The sequence below is a fragment of the Streptomyces sp. NPDC020845 genome, from assembly GCF_044334165.1.
Classification (GTDB): Bacteria; Actinomycetota; Actinomycetes; order Streptomycetales; family Streptomycetaceae; genus Streptomyces.
Genome location: NZ_JBIRSJ010000008.1, coordinates 306,738 through 326,566, shown reverse-complemented (window position 1 = coordinate 326,566; position 19,829 = coordinate 306,738). Strand labels below are relative to the sequence as shown.

The window sequence follows — 19,829 nt, the reverse complement described above, 5'->3', positions numbered from 1 at the left end:
CCCACCTCTGTCCCACCCCGCAGGTCCCCTGTTTCCCCCATGTCCCCCCGGTGTCTCTCAGCGTGGAGAAGACGATGGTTATCTATGGAGTTGCCGCACTGGCGGTGTGCATGCTCGCGGGCACATTCACCGGTGAACTGATCGGCGTCGTGGTCGGCGTCGATGCCAATGTCGGCGGAGTCGGCTTCGCCATGATCATGCTGGTGCTGGTCACCCACCAGCTCCGCCGGAAGGGCAAGTTCCCCGAGGCATCCGAGCAGGGCGTGCTCTTTTGGAGCGCGATGTACATACCGATCGTCATCGCCATGGCCTCCGCGCAGAACGTGGTCAAGGCGGTCACCGGCGGTCCGATGGCGATCCTGGCGGGCCTGGGAGCCGTCGCCGGGGGGTTCGCCCTGGTACCCGCGCTGGCACGGATCGGCGAACCGGGCGAACCGCTGGAACCACTGGAGACGCTGCAGACGTTGGGCGCGGACGAGAAGCAGGAGGTCTGAGATGGACAGGTTCACATCCGTCTTCGAAGACAATGGCCTGCTCGTGGCCTTTGCGCTGGTCGGCGCGCTGATGCTGGTCGGCGGGTGGTTGTCCAAGACGCTGACCCGCGGTCGGCTGCAGGGCTCCGCCATCGCCATCCTCCTCGGCCTGGTCCTGGCCTACTGGGGCGGCACGGTGACCGACGGAGAGCACGGGCTCGCCGACTTCACAGCGCTCTCCGGGCTGAGCCTGATGGGCGGCGCGATGCTTCGGGACTTCGCGATCGTCTCTACCGCCTATGGCGTCGACCTGAAGGTGATCAAGCGTGCCGGGCTGTCCGGCGGGCTGTCGATCCTGCTGGGCGTACTCATCTCGTTCGTGGTCGGGGCTGTCATCGCCGCCTTCTTCGGCTACACGGACGCCAAATCGCTGACGACCATCGGCGCCGGTGCGGCCACATACATCGTCGGGCCGGTGACCGGCACGGCGGTGGGCGCGAGCTCGGACGTGATCGCGCTGTCGGTGGCGGCCGGTCTGGTCAAATCCGTGGTGGTGATGGTGGGGACACCGCTCATAGCCCCGCTGATCGGTCTGAACAACCCGAAGTCCGCCATGGCCTTCGGCGGCCTGCTGGGCACGACCTCCGGCGTGGCCGGCGGCCTCGCGGCCACCGACAAGCGCCTGGTCCCCTACGGGGCCATGACGGCCACTTTCTACACGGGCGTCGGCTGCCTGCTCGGCCCGTCGCTGCTGTACATGGGGGTGCGGGCGATCGTCGGTGGGTGAGGGCAATTGCCGATGGAGTGAGGGGGCACCGTCGGCGGTGCCCTCCTGACTCCACAAACTGCGCGATCTCGCTGATCGGCACTCGCTTCGGCCGGGCGGAGAAGCCGGCGGCGGCCTTCTGCGCATCGCGTTCTCTACCGGCGTCCGTGCTGGTCAAGCTGCTGGTCCCCGGATGACACGGCGCTGGAGGTCGCCGCGCTCATGGCGCGTGAACGCAGTCCGCTGATCGCGGTGGTGGAGCGGGAACCGGGCCGGGAGCGCGGTGGCTCCCGGCTGCTCGGCGTGATCACCGCCGCACATCTGCTGGAACGACTCCTCGGGGTGACATGAGCGACTGGCACAGCTGGGCGGCGATCGCGGTTTTCGTCATCGCGTACGCGGCGATCATCAGCGAGCATGTGCACCGTACGGCCGCCGCTCTGGCCGGGGCGGGGGCCATGCTCGCGATCGGCGCCATCGACGAGGGGGCCGCGTTCTTCGACGAGCACTCCGGGATCGACTGGAACGTCATCTTCCTGCTGCTGGGGATGATGGCGATCGTCGGCGTCCTGCGGCAGACGGGCGTGTTCGAGTATCTGGCGATCTGGTCGGTCAAACGCGTCCGCGGCAGGCCCTTCCGGGTGATGGCGATGCTGATAGTGATCACCGCGGCCGCCTCCGCGTTGCTGGACAACGTCACCACGGTGCTGCTGATCGCGCCGGTGACCCTGCTGGTGTGCGAACGCCTCGCCCTGCCCGCCGCACCCTTTCTGATCGCCGAGGTGATGGCCTCCAACATCGGTGGCACCGCCACCCTCGTCGGTGACCCGCCGAACATCATCATCGCCAGCCGGGGCGGGCTGACCTTCAACGACTTCCTGGTCCATCTGGCGCCGATCGCCGCGATCCTCACCGTCGTTCTGGTGGTGATGTGCCGGGTGATGTTCCGCAAGGTGTTCGTGTACGACGAGAAGCGCGCCGCCGAAGTGATGGCGCTGGAGGAGCGCGAGGCGATCCGCGACCACCGGCTGCTGTACCAGGGCCTGGGCGTACTCGCGCTGGTCGTCGTCGGATTTGTGGCACACCCGGTGCTGCACTACGCGCCGAGCGTGGTCGCCCTGCTCGGCGCGGGGTTGCTGATCGCCGTCTCGAAGGTGGAGACGGGTGAGGCGCTGAAGGAGGTCGAGTGGCCGACTCTCGCCTTCTTCGCCGGGCTGTTCATCATGGTGGGTTCGCTGATCGAGACCGGTGTCATCGGGCAGATCTCCCAAGCCCTGGCGGACGCGACCGGTGGCAGCGAGCTCGGCGCGGCGATGCTGCTGGTGTTCGGTTCCGCCGTGCTGTCCGGTGTCGTCGACAACATTCCGTACGTCGCCACCATGGCTCCCATCACGGCCGACCTGGCGCACGGCTTCGGCGGGGGTGACGGTGTCCATGTGCTGTGGTGGGCGCTGGCGCTGGGGGCGGACCTCGGTGGCAATGCCACCGCCATCGGTGCCTCCGCCAACGTCGTGGTCCTGGGGATCGCCGAACGCAACCGCCAGCCCATCTCCTTCTGGCAGTTCACCAAGTACGGCCTGGTCGTGACCGCCGTGACGGTCACCGTCGCCGCCGGATACCTGTGGCTGCGGTACTTCGCCCTGAACTGACAGCGAATCCACCCAACGGGCCACGGGCCCCTGACACGCGTCGGTCCTCCTCACCCAACCGCACCCTCGTTCTCGCCTCACCTCCGACGACCTGGCCTGATCTGCGCCTGCACAGCCGACCGGCGGGCCCCGGCTGCCTCGGCGGCACCCTGCGGACCTCAGTAGCGGCGAGCTTCGGAACGGCCCAGGGCGTCGGGAGTGGCAGGGAAGACCTCGGCAGCGATGCCGAGGTATTTAGTCCGGACTGGCTGGCGAATCAGAAGCGGTCGGAGGGCTTGTGTCGGGCCGGGTCAGCCAACTGGCAGCGCATTAGGCGGGCGGCCAGAACCATGGAGAGCGGCCTGGGGCGGTGTTGAGACACATCGGCATCGGGCCCGATTCCGAGTCGCACCCCCACATTGGTGAGGAGCTCAGAGCCGCGATTGCCACGGGTTCCCTACGTCGCGGACCCCCCCACGTCGGTGAGGCATGGAAGTGCAGCATACCGACCAGGTTGCGCCGTCCTCCATCACTTAGCACGACCGGCAATAGGCATCGGGTGTGGGGGAGGACGCAGAGCAGGCACGGGTCCACGTGATCATGGAGTCTCTACGCTCAGTGATCACGAAGGACGGCCGTGCCCGCGCTGCCGTCTTGCTGCTCGAAACCGCTCAGCGTCGGAGGACGACGATCACGACCGCCGTGCTCCGGGTCGGCCTACCGTGCCGGGCGGAACGGCTGCAGGAAGCGGATCCCGTCCTCGACACTGCCGTCCATCAGTTCCAGCAGTTGGGGCACCAGGTCCTGCATGCGGGGTGCCTGCAGGTGGCCTTCGAGGGCCTCGCGGCTCTCCCAGCGCTCGAAGATGACGAACGTGCCCGGTTGTCCCTCGACATGGTGAGCCTCGTAGTCGATGTTGCCCGCGTCGTAGCGCGATGCGGTGAGGGCGGCTGTCATGAACGCCTTCATCGCGGCTTCCTTCCCGGGTTTGGCCCGGGCTTCCCACAGCACGGTGACGTAGTGGTTCGACGTGGTGGTCATGCTTGCTCCTCCTGATTCCGAACAGCATCGTTGTGCGCCGTTCACGACTCGACACTGAGCCCCCGGGGAGCGTCGGCGGGAGCTACGGGACTTCGTGGTACAGCGGGTACCACCCAGCGGGGCGGGGTGTGCGGGAGGATGGTGTGCATGGATCAACTCGGTGGCGCGCTGCGGGCGTGGCGGGACCGGCTGGACCCCGCGACGGTGGGCTTCGCACACGGCTCACCCCGTCGGGTCCCCGGTCTGCGACGCGCGGAACTGGCGACGCTGGCCGGCATCTCGGTCGAGTACGTGGTCCGGCTGGAGCAGGGACGGGTGGCGACACCCTCGGCACAGGTCTGCTCGGCCCTGGCTCGCGCCCTGCACCTGTCCGACGACGAGCACGCTCACCTTCTGCGCATGGCAGGTCACGCAGCGGATCCGAGCCGGGTTCCACGAATGATCCCAGGGAGCCTGTACCGGATCGTGGACCAGCTCGCCGGCAACCCGCTGGCGATCTACGACGCCACCTGGCAGTTGCTGCACTGGAATCCGCTGTTCGCGGCCACGTTCGGCGATCCCACGGTCCGCGGTGTGGGAGACCGCAACGTCCTGGTCTGGCAGTTCCTGGGTGAGCTGCCCCGGGTCCGGCAGACGGCGGCCGAGCGGGCGGCGTTCGAGGAGTCCCTCGTCGCCGACCTGCGCGCGACGACGAGCCGGTACCCCGACGATCCCGACCTCGTGGCGTTGGTATCGAGGCTGAACCTGAGCCCACGGTTCTGCGAGTTGTGGAGCCGCCGAGCGGTGGGCGGTCACCAGAGTGCGCACAAACTCGTCAAGCACCCGGATGTCGGAGACATCGCCGTGAACTCCGACATCTTCAACACCCAGGACACGAATCTCCGCCTCGTGGTGTACACGCCGCAGCCAGGCACCGAAGCCCGCAGCAAACTCGAATTCCTTGCGGCCATTGGGGTCCAGAGGATGTCTCCTCCGGGATGAAGGCCCGCGTTCCGCCTCGTCCGGTGGACCAGGCTGCTGGGTGGTACGCGCGGTACCAGGAAGTCCCGTAGCTCCCGCCAACCCTCCCGGGGACCCAGCATGGAGTGCGTGAACAGCGCACGGCCGTGCTGTTCGGACCAGGAGGAGCCAGCATGACCACCACATTCATCACCGGGGCCAACAAGTCCCTCGGTTTTGAAACCGCTCGTCGCCTCGTCGAGGCGGGGCACACCGTCCTCCTCGGTGCCCGCCACCGTGAGCGCGGTCGGGCCGCGGCCGAATCGCTCGGCGCCCGGTTCGTTCGGATCGACGTGACCGACGACGCCTCGGTCCAGGCCGCGGCCGCGGATGTCGCCGCGCATGAGGGAACGATCGACGTCCTGGTCAACAACGCCGGCGTCCTCGGCAAGGTCGGCCCCGTCGAGGAGTACACCGCGGCCGACGTGAGCGCCGTGCTCGACGTGAACGTCGTCGGGATCGTGCGCGTCACGCACGCCTTCCTCCCGCTGCTGCGCAAGTCCCCGAACCCCGTCATCGTCAACGTGTCCAGCGGGATGGGCTCCTTCAGCATGACCCAGGACCCGGCGCGGATCGAGTCGCAGTATGCCCTGCCCCTCTACTGCGCCTCGAAGGCCGCGGTCACGATGCTCACGACGCAGTACGCCAAGGAACTGAAGGACGTGAAGGTCAACGCCGCAGACCCCGGGCAGACCGCGACCGACTTCACCGGGGGCCTCGGACACGGCGTCGCCGACGGCGCAGAGTCCATCGTGACCCTCGCGACGATCGGCCCGGACGGGCCGACGGGACAGTTCATCGACCGATCCGGGAACCTCCCGTGGTGAACCTGCCCTGAGCTCAGGGTCGGTCGACCCGCCGCCCTGCGCGTACCTCATGCTCGTCATCTCTCCGCTCAGTGATCACGAAGGACGGCCGTGCCCGCGCTGCCAGCTTGCCTGCTCGAACCCTGTGGGACCAGTTCGCCGCGCTCCTCCCCGTCCGGGAGGAGTTCGTCGTCGGCCACCCGCTGGGCTGTCACCGCCGCCGGATCCCCGACCGAACCGTCTTCGAGCAGGTCGTGCTCGCGCTGGTCCATGGTTCCGGCTACGAGCGGATCTCCACGCCCGGATGCTCGGACCGCACCATCCGCCGACGCCTCAAAGAGTGGTCCCGGCACGGGATTTACAAAGCGCTGCACGCTCTCGCCCCGGACACCTACGACCGGATGATCGGCGGCAAGCTTCGGCGCTGCACCGAGAGAAACGGCAGGGCTTCGCGCCCGGCCTCTTCGTTGGGCCGGACGAGTAGTCGACGGAGGGGCGGGGACGTTCATGCGCCGGGAGCCGCGTTCGCCGCGGGCGCCCTGCTGGGCGGCAGAGTGGCCCTCGGAGCCCGTGCCCATCGCGGCCGGGTGCTGCACGTGGCGCTCGTACTGGAGACGGTCCTCGTGCTGGCGGCCTACGCCGTCGCCGAGAGCACCGCCACGCCGTACGGGGACCCCGAACGCTACTTGCTGATCGCGCTGCTCGGCCTCGCCATGGGCGTCCAGAACGCCGCCGCCCGCGCCCTGGCCGTCCCGGATCTGACCACTACCGTACTGACCCTGACCATCACCGGCATGGCCTCCGACAGCAAGGCGGCCGTCGATCCCGTTGGCGCCGTCGCGCCCTCCCACACCCCCGTGCCGGCCGCCTGGCGGCGAACCCTTCACGGGGCCGCGCTCGAACTCGCCCTCACCACACCCCGCTCTTCGGAGTTGGATCCGGAACGGATCCAGGATGTCTACTTCGCCAACGCCAACGCCAACGCCAACGCCAACGCCAACGGCACGGGCGAGGAGAACCACGTTGTCGGTCGGATGGCCGCGCTGCTGGCCGGCCTGCCAACCTCCGTGCCCGGCGTCGGGGTCAACCGGCTGTGCGCCTCCGGCCTTGAGGCGGTCATCCAGGCGGCCCGCGCCATCGCCGCCGCGGACGCCCACGTCGCCATAGCCGGTGGTGTGGAGTCGATGACCCGGGCGCCGTACGTGCTGCCCAAATCGGACAAGCCATTACGAACGAGCCTCGGGTGGATCGTCGCAAGGACCCGCAGGTCACAGACCATGGAGCGAGGTTTTCGCATCTATAGTTGACCGCATGGGTAAACTTGACTCTCTAGTCAAGCCCTGTCAATACGGTCGTGGAGTAAATATGAGCGTCTCGCATGACGTGGGTGCACGCATACGACGACTACGCCGGGCTGCTGGCTTGTCCCAGGCCGATCTGGCTGGGGATGGTTTGTCGCCGAGCTACATCTCTTTGCTTGAGGCGGGAAAGCGCACGCCGTCGGTGGAGGTTCTGGTCGCGCTGGCGAAACGACTCGGCTGTGACGCGTCCGAATTGACTGGTGCCACGGTGGAGGCCTCCGTCAATGAACTGCAGGTCGAGCTCAACTATGCCGAGATGGCCCTGAACAACGGTGACCCCCAGGCGGCGCTGGAGGCGTACCAATCCGTTCAGGGCTCCGTGACGGCCGACTCCCAGCCCGAGATCTGGTACAAGGCGGAGCACGGCATAGCCCGTGCGCTCGAGCACGCGGGGCGACTCGAAGAGGCCGTGACCCGGCTGGAGGCGCTGCGCTCGCACTCCGTGCGGCGGCCGGATCTGGTGTCGCGGCTCAGCCTGGTGATCGCTCTGTGCCGGTGCTACCGGGAGCTGGGAGATCTCTCGCACGCCATCGAACTGGCCGAGTCCACGCTGCGGGAACTAGAGGAGCTCCAGCTCGCCCCGACCGTGATCGGCGTCGAGCTGCTGTCCACGCTCGTCGGGGTCTACATGGAGCGTGGCGATCTGAACCGCGCCCGCTACCTGGCCACCAAGGCGATCGACCAGGCCGATACGATCATGGACTCCCGGGCTCTGGGCGCCGCGTACTGGAACGCCAGCGTGGTCATGCACCGCAATGGCCAGACCGCCGATGCGCTGGTGCTGATCGAAAAGGCCCTGGCCATTTACGCCGAGGGCGAGGACGAGCGGGCGTTCGCCCGGCTGCGCAACGCCTATGCCATGGTGCTGCTGCAGTCGGAGACACCGCAGCCGGAGACCGCGCGCCAGGTGCTCGAACAGAGCCTGGCGACCCTGCGCGACGTCGGCAGCAGTGTGGATGTCGCGTACTGCCTCTCCGCGCTGGCCCATGCCGAGCTCCGCCTGGGGAACGCGCCCGGCGCCATCCAGCACGCGGAACGGGCACTGTCCCTTCTGGGACCCGACCATCGTCTGCAGAGCGCGCGAAACCACCTGGTCCTGGCAGCCGCCCGGCTGGTACAGGGCGAGCGAGCGGCCGCCCAGGAGTCATATGAACGGGGCGCCCTGATGCTCGAGGCGTCGGAGGCCAGCCGACAGGCCTCCTTCGCCTGGGCCGAACTGGCCGAGATTCTCCAGCTGTGCGGCGATGACGAGCGCGCCGTGTGGGCGTACCGGCAGAGCCTGCGATGCATGGGGCACCGGGAGACCTTCACGGGACAGTCGGTGGCGTCGAGCACCTGACGCGGACACCGGAGGGCGTCACATGCTGTGGGGGGCCGGCTTTCTCCAGTCGGCCCCCCACAGCCGTCCGGTGAGCCTGTCAGCAGCAGACAGGGATGTCGGGGTCGTTGAGCATCGAGAGGACCTCTCGGGCAACGGTGGGGATGCCGAAGGTCGCCTGGGCGGCCGCCGTGTCCACCCGAGGGATCACCCCGGCCTTCGTCTGTGTCGCCGTCATCTGCAGGCTCAGTCCGCATATCAGCAGTGCGGCGACTAACGAAATCCGCTTCGGACGCGAGTGCGTCATTTTTCCGTCCTCTCCTGGGCACTTCAACGGGGGGTGGAGGAGCGCGGATAAAACAAGCCGTTATGTGCTTTGTGGCCGCCTTACCGCACGGTCAGGAATGTTGACACGCCTTGACTTGGCCAGTCAACACGCGACCACGGTCAGAGGTTCGCCCTGAAAAGAGGTGAATGCACCTTTTGGCGTCGGACCCTTTAGGGTGACAACGCATTGTTTGTCCATATATCGCATGACTGGCACCCTGCCCCAAAATTTAGTGACTCTTATAGTGACTCCCCATGATCGAATTTATGACAACGGTAAAGTTTGCTTTGACAGGTGATGCGAGGCGCGAGGGGGAGGGGCCCGAGTGGGTAGTGGCATCGCGGAGTCCCGGGCGGATGGACCCGGGGCCGATGCGGCGCTGACATGCGCGGAGAGTCTGGTGCGGGCCGGTTATCGCAGACGGCCGCCGCGACCTCTGCTCGCGGGCGAGGGGGGATCCACGTTGTTCACCTCTGTCGCGGACGCGGAGTGGCGAAGATCCCTGGCGAGCTCCTCGAAGCCGGACGCGGGGGGTGCCGTGGTGTTGCAGTGGATCCTCAACACCAGTCGGCTGGCGGCTCTCCCGCCGGCCTCCCCGCCCAGCGCCGGACGCACGGTCGGGGCCGTCTGGGTCGGGGCGCGCCCGTACGCGGCGGCCCTGCGGGACGTCATGGAGGCACTGGGCCGGTCCGGTACGGAGATTGAGGAACTCACCTTCCTGCTCTCCGCGGAGCCCGAGGACGCGACGCGGGTACGGCGGGGCCTGCTGGCCCTCGAAGTCGCCCGGGACAGGGTCGTGCACAGTGACCGTCTTCCCGGGGTCCCGTCGAGAATGGACCCGGCGCTGGGGCCGTGCCTGACGCTGCGGCGGCCTTCGGGGGCACCTTCATTCGCCCACTGTGGCCCCGGTTGCGTCTGCGGCTGCCACGCCTCCGTCGCTCACATCCAGTTCGTCGAGCGCCGGGCCAAGGCCGGGCGGCTGACCGCCGCGCGACAGCCTCTCTTCGAGATGGTGGCCTCCGAGCACGGGCTCACGCGCCCCGACGGCATCGGCCCGTCGGCGCCAGGGGGCGGCGTGTCCTCGCTACTGGCACGGCTGGCGGCCGACATCTCGGCGGTGACGGCCGGCGCGCCGACGGAACCCGGCCCCAGCTCCGTCTTTCTCGCCGATGTGTCGAGTGCCGCCGTCCTGCTGCTCGGAGAGGGGATCGCCCCCGGTCCCCGGGGCCGCCACCACGTCCTTCGCAGGCTCATCCGGACGATCGGCGGCGAGTTGGCCGTCCACGGCATCCCGGTACCCCTGCTGTCCCAGGTCATCGACGCTGCCGACGCCACGTACCGGATACCGGCCGGGTTCTCCCCGCTGTCCGTGCGGTCGCGGGGACACGTCAGGGACGAATGCGCGGCGTTCGAACGGGTCGTGAACCGGGGCCGCGAGTACGTCATGAGTTCGGGTCTGCTGTCCGGGGGGCCGAACGAGCTGGCGCGGAACCTGGTCCGAATCCGTGCGGAGCTGGGGGTGCCGCTGGGGCTCTCCCTGCGCTGGTGCCGTGAGGCGGGCGTGGAGCCGCCGCTGGCGTCCGTGGCGTTCGAGGATCTGCGGACGCGCAAAGACGGATGAACTTGACTGTGATTATGACTGACTTGACAACTCGGCTGCACGTGAAGACTCGTCAATTTCTCATGTGCTAGCGGTGCGTCGGAACGAGCGGTGGCTTGAAGTGGGCAGAGAGGAATGAACATATCTGCCGAATACGGGCGTTTGGTGTGGCGCGATGGAACACTCATGCGATGGGAGGAGGTCACGGTCCATGTCAGTTCGGTCGGTCACGCCTCGGTGTCCGCCGCCTTCGAGGGGGTGCACTCGTACGAGAGCGCCACACGTGACACGCTCCACGGCTTCCGGTCCCACGAGCATATGCAACGCCTGCTGGACTCGCTCCGGTTGAGCTGGCTGGAGCCGCGGTTCGACGCGGACGAGTTCGTGGCGGCGACCGTGGGGCTGCCCGCGTCGTGGGAGGCTCCCGGCAAGTAACACAGCCGGTCGATCGCATGGACGCTCATCGTCCCGTCCCTCCGTCGTTCCATCGTTTCCCGTGCTCTCCCCAGGCCCCGGAACGCCGTTTGCCGCGTTCCGGGGCCGCTGTTCGTCCGTGTGCCGTCCTGCTGTCTCAGCCGGGTCCCCAGGCGGTGAACGCGTGCCCCTCGCCGTCGCGGTGGTCCATCAGGGACAGGGGCAGGTCCGCGGCCATCTCGGCGGCAGCGATCCACGGCAGGAGCTCGCCCGTGACGGTCCCGGCCTCCGCGATGACGGCTCCTACACCGCCCGCATGGGCTACGGCGTCCTGCGCGTGACGCTGCCGAAGCGCGTGATCGAGGCGACCCGCACTGTCACCCTGGCCGATAGCACCGTCCGCACTGAGCAGTGGAGGCTGATCACCAATCTGCTGGGCCCCGTCCGGTTCCCGGCCGCCGCAGCCGACACCGTCACCGCCGGCCAAGGAATCTCCCCTCGCACCCCCATCGACTGGTCGGCACGATCGGCCACGCTGCCCTGGGCGACCTCCTGCCCGCCCACCGACGGCAACGAGTAAAGGCCCGGACCGCGACCCGGCGGCGTCAAACCACGGGCGAGGCGCCGCCGTCCATATTGATCGCCGTCCCGGTAGTGAAGCCCGCATGATCCGAGCAGAGGAAGCAGGCCATGGCGGCGAACTCCTCGGCCTTGCCCATGCGGCCGACCGGGATATTGGCGCCGGCCTTGGCAACATAGTCCTCGAATGAAACGTTCGTTCCCTCGGCCCTGTAACGACGCGCGATCTGATCCGACACGATCCGGCCGACAAGCATGCCGTTGACCAGGATGCCATGCGGGGCGCCCTCACCGGCGAGGACCTTCATCAGCGCCATGCCGGCCGCACGCGACACCACCGTGGGGGCACCATTGGCCTGCGGTGTCTTGGCCCCGGTGTTGAGCACGTTGATGATCCGGCCCCATGTGCGTTGCTTCATGCCCGGCCAGACAAGCCGGGTAAGGCGGATCGCCGCGAAAAGCTTCAGATCCAGGTCTTCCTGCCAGATGTCATCGGTAATCTGGTCCGACGGCATGGACCGGGTCTGGCCGGCATTGTTGATCAGGATATCGACCTGCCCGAACGCGCCGACGACCGCATCATAGGCTTTCTGGATGTCAGCCGCCTTGGAAACGTCGCAGCTGAAGGTTTCGACCCGTCCCTGGGCGCCGGCCGATGCAACAGCCTTGGCTTCGGCCAGCGTATCGGGATTGCGGGCCAGGATCGCCACGTTGGCGCCGGAGGCAGCAAATTCCTTGGCCATCGCGAGCCCAAGACCCTTGCTGGCACCTGTGATGATGGCGCTGCGGCCGTCCAGACGGACTTCCATCGGTTTCCTCTCGTGCCGTGGTGGCGTGGTCAGTGTGGGAGAGGCAGGGAAACGCCGTCTGCCGACGACCTCGTCGTCCATGACGAGGTCGCTCGTCGGCCCGCGTTCCTCGCCGGGTTGCTCGAACGTGCCCATGGCGTTCTTGGCGACGCCGATGCTCGGGATGCCGGTGTGCACGCCGCGATGGCACGCCAGGCCGAACCGGCCTGGGTGCGCGAGGCCTTGACCGTCCGCAACCAACAGGTCCGGCACGACGGTCACTCGATCGAGAGCACCACGCAGACGCCCGCAACTGTGTCCTTGGTGCGGTAGCCGACGTCCAGGCCCGCGACAGTGTGTCTGCGCAGGTCAGGAGCGCTGGTGGTGATCACCTGGGTGCGCAGGCGTTCTTGCAGGGCGACGGCGTCGTCAACCGTTCTGGGCCACTCCAAGGGCGACAGTGTGCCGTGACGCGTCGCAGTGGGCGGCAAGGAGGTCGTCGCCGAAGTCACCCGAATGGCGACGCCAGACGGTGTGGATGTGGTTGGCCTCGTTGAATGTGTTGTCGTACTCGATGAGCAGTTCCGGGCCCTGGACGCGGTAGTAGTGGCCTTCGCCGCGACGCAGCGAGCCCTCCCACGAGAAGTGCAGGCGTTCCTGGTCGATCTGCGCGAACTCCTTGTCAGCGAGTTCGTGCCTGAGCCGGTCGAGGTAGAAGCGGATGATGTCGACCAGCAGCTCGCCGGCGGGCTTGTCGAGTTGCGCCGGTGTCACGCCGACCGGTTCTGATGGGTTGATGCGCGGGGAGTTGCTGCTGCGGATGTCGTGTGGCGTGAGGTCCGACACGACGGCGAGGCGGCGGGCGGTCGGGCCCATGCGGTCGAGGAGTTCGCGGGCGAGTTCTTCTTCGAGCTGCAACGGTTGGCCGACGACGCGGCCGCGGTAGGTGACGCGGGCCGGGTTCGCGCCGAGGAAGAACGGTGTCGCCGAGACGCGGCCGTCGGCGACGACGACGTTCACCGACAGGTGGTGGCCTTCGATTCGCCATCCCCACGGTTCGTCGCCGTCCGGGGTGCCGAAGAGGATTGTCCAGTAGTCGCCGCTGTGACGGTCGCGGTGCCCGCCCTCTCGGTGGTCGAGGACGTCTTCCAGCGCCATGACCGCCGCGGCCTGCGTGTAGGCGTGAGGGCTGAGCACTGTCGCGAGCATGCCGTGCACCGCCTTCCGCTGGTCTCGCCGGAGATCGCCGAGCACCAGGCCAGGTCGTGTGCCGGGTGCATACCCCCAGCGGTGCCTGAGATCGTCGTCGGTGACCGCGCGAATCGCGTGTTCGCGTTGGTCAGCGTCCAGCAAACCAATAAACCGGCGCGTGGCGTCGGTGACGTCGTGCAGCATGTTTCGAACTCCCATTCACTCGCTTCCAGAAACTGCTTGACGAATTGAATTCTGGCCCAGTCCATTCCCAGGCCATTCCGAACTCGATACCTGCCCCGCGACCGAAACAGGAACAGCACAGCAGTAGGCGCGGGACTGCGCTCCTGGGGGCTCGGCGGTCTTGATGCGGGCCGCGTAGAGGTGGGGATCGAGGCCGAAGAGTCGGGCTTGGGCCAGGCGTACGAGCAGCACCGGATGCGCCCCGCGCCGGTGCAGGGCGGCCACGTCGCCCCGCAGTAGTTCGTCCACCTCATCCGCGGACAGCGGGCGGCTTCCGCGGACAGCTGGCGGCGAGTTTCGGTCGTGGATCCGTGCGCAGGGCCTCCGCCGTCGCCGGTCCGGGCCTCCTCGATCCGGCTCGCGGTGGCCGCGCCGACCGGGCTGTTCAGCTCCCCGCGGCGCAGCCGGCCGGCGACCGCACCGGCCCAGTCCGGCCGCGGAATGCCGTATGACTCGCCGGGCAGTGTGCGCGGGCCGCCGACCTCCAGTGAGAAGCTGCCGCTCGCAGGGGCGACACCGAGGTGTGCGGGACGCCGACTGCAGCCACGATCTCCGCCACCGGTGACTCAGCTCCCCAGCGTTGACAGGACGGGTGCCGCCACCTCGTGCCGGGCCACACGATAGATGTCCTGGAGCAGGATCAGGGTGTCCAGCCCGGCCCGGTCGTCGGCGATCATCTTGTGCCCGTCCCGCACGGCCGCCGCGAAATCCGCGATCTGCCGGCGGTGGGAGATGCCGTAGTAGCCGATCCCCGGCGGAGCCTGCTCCACCTCCGCTGAGGCGAGCTCTGCCGCCGCCGCGCGCAGTTCCTCGTTGCCTTCCGCCACGTGCAGGGTCCCGGGGTGGTCGAGGTCGAACAGGACCGACCCTCCGCTGCCGATGATCTCGACGCGGGTGCGCCAGGCGATGCTGCTGGCCACGGTGACCTGGTAGGTCACGAGCGCGCCCTGCGGGCCGCGCAGCAGAGCCGCGAGGGTGTCCTCGGTCTCCATGCCGCCCCGCGGCGCGGTGTGCCCGGCGGCCGCGCCGACCACCGCGAGCCCGCCGGTCAGCCAGCGGGTCACGTCGAGCGCGTGGTAGCCCTGGTTGACCAGGGCCGAGCCGCCCTCACCCGCGTAGGTGCCGCGCCAGTCACTGCCCGCGTAGTACGCGTCGTCGCGGCCGCACTGCAGGCTGACCACGCCCGAGACGAGGCTGCCCAGCAGGCCGGCCCCGATCCAGTCCCGAACGGCGGTGACGACGCGGTCGTAGCGGTGCTGGGAGACGACCGACAGCACCCGTCCGGCGCGCTCGGCGAGGGACGTCAGGGCCGCGCCGTCCTCGACGCCGAGGGCGAGCGGCTTCTCCACGAGCACGTGCTTGCCCGCTTCGAGCGCCGCCGCGACCAGCCCGTGGTGCGTGGCGTGCCCGGTCGCGACGGAGACGCTGTCCACCTCCGGGTCGGCCAGCACCTCGTGCACGTCCGTCGTGACGCGCGGCAGGCCGTGCGCACGAGCCAGCGACTCCGCGGTCGTGAGATCGCGGTCGCAGGCCCAGCGCACCTCCACGTCGGGCAGGACGGAGAAGCCGTCGACGTGGTTGGGGGCGACACGGCCGCAGCCCACGACGGCATGGACGAGACGCTTCACTTCGAACTCCCGGCTTCGCTCGAACCAGTGGGGGAGAGGAACGACGGCGCGCCAGGAGCTCGGTCGAGGTGCACCGGGGTCAGCCATTCGTCGTGCTTGCCGGTCACGGCTCGCACGGTGTCGTGGTAGCAGGCCTCGATCGCCTGCGTGATCTCGCCCGCGGTCTTGCCGTCGCCGATCGGGAAGCCGTCCACCTCGACGGCGGGCAGCACCTCGGCCGAGGTGCCCATGAGGAAGATCTCGTCGGCGAGGTACAGCTCGGTGCGCTCCACCGGCCTGGTCTCCACGTCGAGGCCGAGCTCCTCCTGGGCCAGCTGGATGAGCGTGCGTCGGGTGATGCTGTCCAGCACACCGTCGGACAGGGTCGGGGTGACCAGCCGGCCGCGTTTGACCAGGGCGATGCACGACCCCGACGACTCGGTGACGTGGCCGTTGGTGTTGAGGAAGATCGGCCAGTCGGCCCCGCGTGCTCTGGCGTCGATGTTGCCCAGTCGGCCGTTGTGGTAGTTGGAGAACACCTTCATCGACGCCGGTGAGGCACCGTGGTTGAACCGCGGCCACGAGCTGACCGCGAGCGTGCAGGTGCGGCCCTGGCCCAGCTTGCTCTCGAACTCCCAGGTCTCGATGGCGATCTCGGCCGGGGTGCCGCGCGGCACCATCTGTTGGCGATGCGTTCCGGCGGCGAAGCCCCACGGGCGGATGTGCAGGTCCTTGCCCGTGGTCTGCCAGGACGTGAGGAGTTCGACCGTCGCGGTGACGAGCGCGTCCGCGTCGAACTCGGGCTCCATCCAGCTCATCCGCAGCGATTCGAGCAGGCGTTGCATGTGGTCGCGCAACCGAAAGCCGTGGAGCGTCTCCCGCGTGCTGCTCCAGTACGAGTGCACGCCTTCGAACGCGGCTGAGACCGAGGCGTGGCCCACTGAGCTGATGTGGACGGTGGCCTCCTCCCACGGCATGAGGACGCCGTTGCGCCAGATCAGCCGCCCGTAGCCAGCAGACATGAATGTTCCTTTCCGGAAAGGATGGGACAGAGAACGGGGATGTCTATGCGCGCAAAGCCGTATTGGCTGGCAGGGTCAGCTGTCGGGGCCGGTCGAACGAGGCGTCGATGTGCCTGAGCTGCACGCCGATTGACATCCGCACCCTGTCGTTCGTGCCGTGCCAGAAATCATGGTGCTCCCTCGAAGTGAATTGCTGGTACGTGCAGCTCGATTCGCAGCCGACCTGTGGTGATCACGGGCGCCGTGGCTCCAATCACAACACGGCAGCCAGCAGCTGTCCAAGTTTTCAAGGCGCCGACAATACTTCATTTAGACGAGGTATAGACGGGCGTTTAGGTGGCATTTACATCACTGGCAACCGGGCGAACCAGGCTGATACAAAAATGCGGCACGTTCCTTTCGGGTCCACCGGGAGCGGCAGAGACGACCGTTCTCGACCACAGGTGGGCATCTGCCCGGTCGCGATCAGGAGGTGGAGAGATGTCTGAGACTGGCGAGAAGTTGTTCAGGCGGAATCCGGACTCCGGTGGCCTCGACCACGTCGTGATCGAGGACGACAGCAACTCCTTCGGTGCGGATGTCGAGGTCTGGGACCCGGATCGAATCGCGCTATTCGACGACCACCTGGTGCTGACCAAGGGCACCGAATCCAGACGGCTGGTCGCCGGCATTGCCCTGGTCGCGTCCGGGCAGGGCGTTGAGCATCATTGCCCATACGGTCAGAGCTACCGTATCTGCGACGTGTTCATGTGCGAGGAGGGTCTGGTCCGCCCGGGCACGGTCGTGCCGAACGTGAACTCGCATTCGGAGATCTGCGGCGCGTTCACTGTCTTCGGCTCCGGCGTCCGCGTGATCGACATGGTCGGCATCATCTGTGCCGGCGACCACTGGCTGCGCGTGCTGGAAACCATCGGGATGAACATCCAGGGCACGCTCGCGCCCAACATGTTGGCCAAGGCGAGCGACCCCGGCTAACTGTCGGTGACACCGACTGAACAAACCTGCAGCTGTCGGGGCGTCAGATTCGGAGCCGAATTCAGTGGGGGATTCTTTCGCTGCAAAAGACCGACTAGGGAGACGGAATTGTCCATTGCAACTTCACTGGATTCGTCCATCGAGGAGCACGTTCACCGTGAGGTGGGCAACGAGCAGCTGTGGGTTTCGCGCAAGTCGTTCTACGAAACGGGCTTCGCGCTCGTGTCGTACCTTCTGCCGGACGACGTGAAAGCCGTGGTCTCGGCAGAGGTGAACGAGCTGCTGGCTGGACAGTCCGTCCGGCGCGATCTGCACCTCGCGGAGACCAGCAACAGCCCGCGGTACATGCGCAACATCACCGCTGCCGACATCCGCGCTCACGCGGGCGCGGCCGTCGCTCTGTACAACAGCCCTGCCTTCATCAGGGCGTTGAGCAGCATCGCGGGTGAACAGGTGTTGGAGTGCCCGTACGAGCCCGAGCACTACATCATCACGCACCTCGAACGGCCTGGTGACACGCATGGCTGGCACTGGGACGACTACAGCTTCGGCGTGATCTTCGTGGTCGACTGCCCGGACGTCGAGTTCGGAGGATTCGTCCAGACGGTGCCGAACACGACATGGGACAAAAAGAACCCGCAGGTGTTCAAGCAGCTCGTGAACCACCCCATCTATTCGTACGAGCTGCAGCCCGGTGATATCTACCTGCTGCGTACCGACACCACGTTGCACCGCGTACACCCCGTTGAGGAAGGCGCCACGCGCACGATCATCAACATGGCTTACGCGGCCGAACGGGATCTGAGCAAGGAAATTTCGCACGAAACCATGGAAGACCTTTTCCGCATCTAAAAGCCAGACGGCTTTACCCCGCGCTTATCCGGCTCATTCCAACCCCGTTCTCGCGAGGAGTGTTCCTTATGTCGAACGCGGACGAACTGGCCAGGCGGGCCCGACTCCGCGTCGTCGAACTAGCGGCGCGCAAGGCCATCCACTTGGGCCCCGCGCTTTCGCTGATCGACGTGCTGGCCGCGCTCTACACCAGGATCCTGCGTCGCGACCCAGCCCGCCCCGACTGGCCGGACCGCGATCTGCTCGTCCTCAGCAAGGGCCACGGCGTCTACGGCCTGTACGCCGTGCTCGCCGAGTTGGGCGTGCTGACCACGGACCTGAACGAGCTGCCAGGGCACCCGTCGGACGGCATTCCCGGGATCGAGGCGGCCACCGGTGCGCTGGGCCACGGACTGTCCCTCGCAAGTGGCCTGGCGCTGGGCGCACGGCTCGCCGGCGAGGACCGCCGGGTCTACGTGCTCACGGGCGACGGCGAGCTCGACGAAGGGAGCAACTGGGAGGCGGCGCAGTTCGCCGCCCACCACCGGCTCGGCAACCTCGTGGCCGTCGTCGACCGCAACCGCCTCCAGCAGGAGGGTGACACGGAGGACGTCTGCGCGCTGGAACCCCTGGCGGACAAGTGGCGCGCCTTCGGCTGGCGGGTCGGCGAGACCGACGGCCACGACATCACGGCCATCGGTGACGCCCTCATCGCCCTGAAAGCCGGTGACGGCCCGGCGGTGCTGATCGCCCACACCACCAAGGGCAAGGGAGTCCCCTTCGCCGAGGGCGATCCCGCCTGGCACATGGGAGAGCTGGACGCCGTCCAACGCCGGATCGCCGTCGCGGCGCTCACCGCGACGGCGTGAGGAGAACACCTTGACCACCACATCCATCACACCGCACCGCCCATCCGTTGCGCCGCAGAGCATGCGGGCCGCACTCGCCCCCGTGCTGGCCGACGCCGTCGACGCCGATCCCGGGCTGATCGCCCTGGGCGCGGACGGACGGGCCTTGTTCCAGCAGGTCCTCGAGCGGGATCCGCGTCGCTACGTGGACGCGGGCATCGCCGAGGCCAACCTGGTCGGCGTCGCCGCGGGACTGGCGCGCAGCGGCCTGCGCCCGGTGGCCGCCGCCATGGCGCCGTTCCTGGTCCGCCGGGCGTACGAACAGATCCGGCTGGACGTGTGCGTGCCCGGCCTTCCGGTCGTGCTGCTCGGCGTGGGTGGTGGCCTCGGCTACGGCCCGCTCGGCCCCACCCATCACGCCACGGACGACATCACCCTGATGTCGGCCATGCCCGGCATGAGGGTGTACTGCCCGGCCGACGCCGCCGACGCCGTCTCCGTGGTGCGGGCCGTGCTGGCCGACACCGCGGGACCGGCCTATGTGCGGCTGTCCGCGCGCCCTGATCCCGTGCTGCCGCCTGCCGCTTCCGCCGGTGATCCCAGCGCTCCCCGGCTGCTGCGCGATGGCGACGACGTCCTGGTCCTGGCCACAGGGCGATGTGTGGCCGAGGCGCTCGACGCCGCGGACGGGCTGGCCGCGGACGGGGTGGCGGCGGCCGTCGCCTCAGTGACCACCCTGCACCCCTTTCCCGCCACCGCGATCCGAGAGCTCGCCGGCCGCCGGCCGCTCGTCGTGACCGCGGCGGAATCCCTGGCGCCCGGCGGTCTCGGCCAGTCCACCGCGGAGGCACTCGGGCGCCGCGGTCCGGCGGTGATCAGCCTGCACACCGACCACCGGTACCCGCCGGTCGCCGCCCACCAGGAACTTCTCCGTTTCTACGGCGTCGACGGCCAGAGCATCCGGTCCGCCGTACTGAGCTACCGCAACCGGAAGACGAGGGAAGCGTGACG

General features: G+C 68.1%; 21 protein-coding genes and 3 pseudogenes. 17 read left to right on the top strand and 7 right to left on the bottom strand.

Annotated elements, in window-relative coordinates; genetic code table 11:
* Positions 1-74: 74 nt before the first annotated feature.
* The 4 genes from madL to ACH4U7_RS22490 all read left to right on the top strand — a co-directional run bounded on the left by madL (position 75) and on the right by ACH4U7_RS22490 (position 2,888).
* Entirely contained in the window at positions 75-494 is a 420-nt protein-coding gene (madL, locus tag ACH4U7_RS22505; protein ID WP_398529636.1) for a malonate transporter subunit MadL, read from the top strand.
* Position 495: 1 nt separating this feature from the next.
* Positions 496-1,260 (top strand): malonate transporter subunit MadM, encoded by a 765-nt coding sequence (gene madM / locus ACH4U7_RS22500; protein WP_398529635.1) that lies wholly within the window; start codon positions 496-498, stop codon positions 1,258-1,260.
* A 201-nt stretch (positions 1,261-1,461) separates the two neighbouring features.
* Complete coding sequence (locus ACH4U7_RS22495; RefSeq protein WP_398529634.1) at positions 1,462-1,590, top strand: hypothetical protein; 129 nt, start codon at positions 1,462-1,464, stop codon at positions 1,588-1,590.
* Positions 1,587-2,888 (top strand): ArsB/NhaD family transporter, encoded by a 1,302-nt coding sequence (locus ACH4U7_RS22490; protein WP_398529633.1) that lies wholly within the window; start codon positions 1,587-1,589, stop codon positions 2,886-2,888. Before ACH4U7_RS22495 ends, ACH4U7_RS22490 begins: the two co-directional genes overlap by 4 nt.
* A 696-nt stretch (positions 2,889-3,584) precedes the next feature.
* Here the strand turns inward: ACH4U7_RS22490 and ACH4U7_RS22485 are convergent.
* Positions 3,585-3,908, bottom strand: a complete 324-nt coding sequence (locus tag ACH4U7_RS22485; RefSeq protein ID WP_398529632.1) for a putative quinol monooxygenase — start codon at positions 3,906-3,908, stop codon at positions 3,585-3,587.
* A gap of 147 nt (positions 3,909-4,055) precedes the next feature.
* Here ACH4U7_RS22485 and ACH4U7_RS22480 point away from each other — a divergent pair, with 147 nt between their 5' ends.
* From ACH4U7_RS22480 to ACH4U7_RS22455, 6 genes and pseudogenes are all read left to right on the top strand, one after another.
* Positions 4,056-4,889 (top strand): helix-turn-helix domain-containing protein, encoded by an 834-nt coding sequence (locus ACH4U7_RS22480; RefSeq protein ID WP_398529631.1) that lies wholly within the window; start codon positions 4,056-4,058, stop codon positions 4,887-4,889.
* A 152-nt stretch (positions 4,890-5,041) separates the two neighbouring features.
* Positions 5,042-5,734, top strand: a complete 693-nt coding sequence (locus ACH4U7_RS22475; RefSeq protein WP_398529630.1) for an SDR family NAD(P)-dependent oxidoreductase — start codon at positions 5,042-5,044, stop codon at positions 5,732-5,734.
* Positions 5,735-5,824: 90 nt separating this feature from the next.
* Positions 5,825-6,123, top strand: a pseudogene (locus ACH4U7_RS22470) (transposase); the annotation flags it as partial.
* Positions 6,115-6,522, top strand: a pseudogene (locus ACH4U7_RS22465) (DUF1275 family protein); the annotation flags it as partial. The pseudogenes ACH4U7_RS22470 and ACH4U7_RS22465, both read left to right, overlap by 9 nt.
* A gap of 81 nt (positions 6,523-6,603) precedes the next feature.
* Positions 6,604-6,978 (top strand): annotated as a pseudogene (locus ACH4U7_RS22460) (beta-ketoacyl synthase N-terminal-like domain-containing protein); the annotation flags it as partial.
* 46 nt (positions 6,979-7,024) lie between these two features.
* Complete coding sequence (locus tag ACH4U7_RS22455) at positions 7,025-8,413, top strand: helix-turn-helix domain-containing protein (RefSeq protein ID WP_398529629.1); 1,389 nt, start codon at positions 7,025-7,027, stop codon at positions 8,411-8,413.
* 79 nt (positions 8,414-8,492) lie between these two features.
* On the opposite strand, the gene ACH4U7_RS22450 is transcribed toward ACH4U7_RS22455, so the two are convergent.
* A complete protein-coding gene (locus ACH4U7_RS22450) occupies positions 8,493-8,630 on the bottom strand; it encodes a hypothetical protein (protein ID WP_398529628.1) in 138 nt (45 codons plus the stop codon).
* 553 nt (positions 8,631-9,183) lie between these two features.
* On the opposite strand from ACH4U7_RS22450, the gene ACH4U7_RS22445 reads away from it, so the two are divergent.
* The 3 genes from ACH4U7_RS22445 (at position 9,184) to ACH4U7_RS22435 (ending at position 11,314) form a co-directional block, all read left to right on the top strand.
* The gene (locus tag ACH4U7_RS22445) at positions 9,184-10,341 is read left to right on the top strand and encodes a hypothetical protein (protein ID WP_398529627.1); all 1,158 of its coding nucleotides are present in this window, start codon (positions 9,184-9,186) and stop codon (positions 10,339-10,341) included.
* 165 nt (positions 10,342-10,506) lie between these two features.
* On the top strand, positions 10,507-10,755 hold the full coding sequence (locus ACH4U7_RS22440) for a hypothetical protein (RefSeq protein ID WP_398529626.1): 249 nt from the start codon (positions 10,507-10,509) through the stop codon (positions 10,753-10,755).
* 163 nt (positions 10,756-10,918) lie between these two features.
* Positions 10,919-11,314, top strand: coding sequence for a hypothetical protein (locus ACH4U7_RS22435; protein WP_398529625.1), 396 nt, complete (start codon positions 10,919-10,921; stop codon positions 11,312-11,314).
* 25 nt (positions 11,315-11,339) lie between these two features.
* Here ACH4U7_RS22435 and ACH4U7_RS22430 read toward each other — a convergent pair whose 3' ends face one another.
* The 5 genes from ACH4U7_RS22430 to ACH4U7_RS22410 all read right to left on the bottom strand — a co-directional run bounded on the left by ACH4U7_RS22430 (position 11,340) and on the right by ACH4U7_RS22410 (position 16,164).
* A complete protein-coding gene (locus ACH4U7_RS22430) occupies positions 11,340-12,383 on the bottom strand; it encodes an endonuclease V (protein WP_398529624.1) in 1,044 nt (347 codons plus the stop codon).
* The gene (locus ACH4U7_RS22425) at positions 12,380-12,553 is read right to left on the bottom strand and encodes a hypothetical protein (RefSeq protein WP_398529623.1); all 174 of its coding nucleotides are present in this window, start codon (positions 12,551-12,553) and stop codon (positions 12,380-12,382) included. The genes ACH4U7_RS22430 and ACH4U7_RS22425 overlap by 4 nt, the downstream gene beginning before the upstream one ends.
* Positions 12,531-13,496 (bottom strand): DUF3500 domain-containing protein, encoded by a 966-nt coding sequence (locus ACH4U7_RS22420; protein WP_398529622.1) that lies wholly within the window; start codon positions 13,494-13,496, stop codon positions 12,531-12,533. The genes ACH4U7_RS22425 and ACH4U7_RS22420 overlap by 23 nt, the downstream gene beginning before the upstream one ends.
* Positions 13,497-14,101: 605 nt before the next feature.
* On the bottom strand, positions 14,102-15,163 hold the full coding sequence (locus ACH4U7_RS22415) for a Gfo/Idh/MocA family protein (protein ID WP_398529621.1): 1,062 nt from the start codon (positions 15,161-15,163) through the stop codon (positions 14,102-14,104).
* A complete protein-coding gene (locus tag ACH4U7_RS22410) occupies positions 15,160-16,164 on the bottom strand; it encodes an aminotransferase class IV (RefSeq protein WP_398529620.1) in 1,005 nt (334 codons plus the stop codon). The genes ACH4U7_RS22415 and ACH4U7_RS22410 overlap by 4 nt, the downstream gene beginning before the upstream one ends.
* A gap of 480 nt (positions 16,165-16,644) precedes the next feature.
* Between ACH4U7_RS22410 and ACH4U7_RS22405 the strand changes: the two genes are divergently transcribed.
* From ACH4U7_RS22405 to ACH4U7_RS22390, 4 genes are all read left to right on the top strand, one after another.
* On the top strand, positions 16,645-17,139 hold the full coding sequence (locus ACH4U7_RS22405; protein WP_398529619.1) for an aconitase family protein: 495 nt from the start codon (positions 16,645-16,647) through the stop codon (positions 17,137-17,139).
* A 108-nt stretch (positions 17,140-17,247) separates the two neighbouring features.
* A complete protein-coding gene (locus ACH4U7_RS22400) occupies positions 17,248-17,991 on the top strand; it encodes an ArpA protein (protein ID WP_398529618.1) in 744 nt (247 codons plus the stop codon).
* Between the two features lie 68 nt (positions 17,992-18,059).
* Positions 18,060-18,839, top strand: coding sequence for a transketolase (locus ACH4U7_RS22395; RefSeq protein WP_398529617.1), 780 nt, complete (start codon positions 18,060-18,062; stop codon positions 18,837-18,839).
* Between the two features lie 10 nt (positions 18,840-18,849).
* Positions 18,850-19,827: a transketolase family protein gene (locus ACH4U7_RS22390; RefSeq protein ID WP_398529616.1), complete on the top strand. Its 978-nt coding sequence runs from the start codon at positions 18,850-18,852 to the stop codon at positions 19,825-19,827.
* Positions 19,828-19,829: the final 2 nt, after the last annotated feature.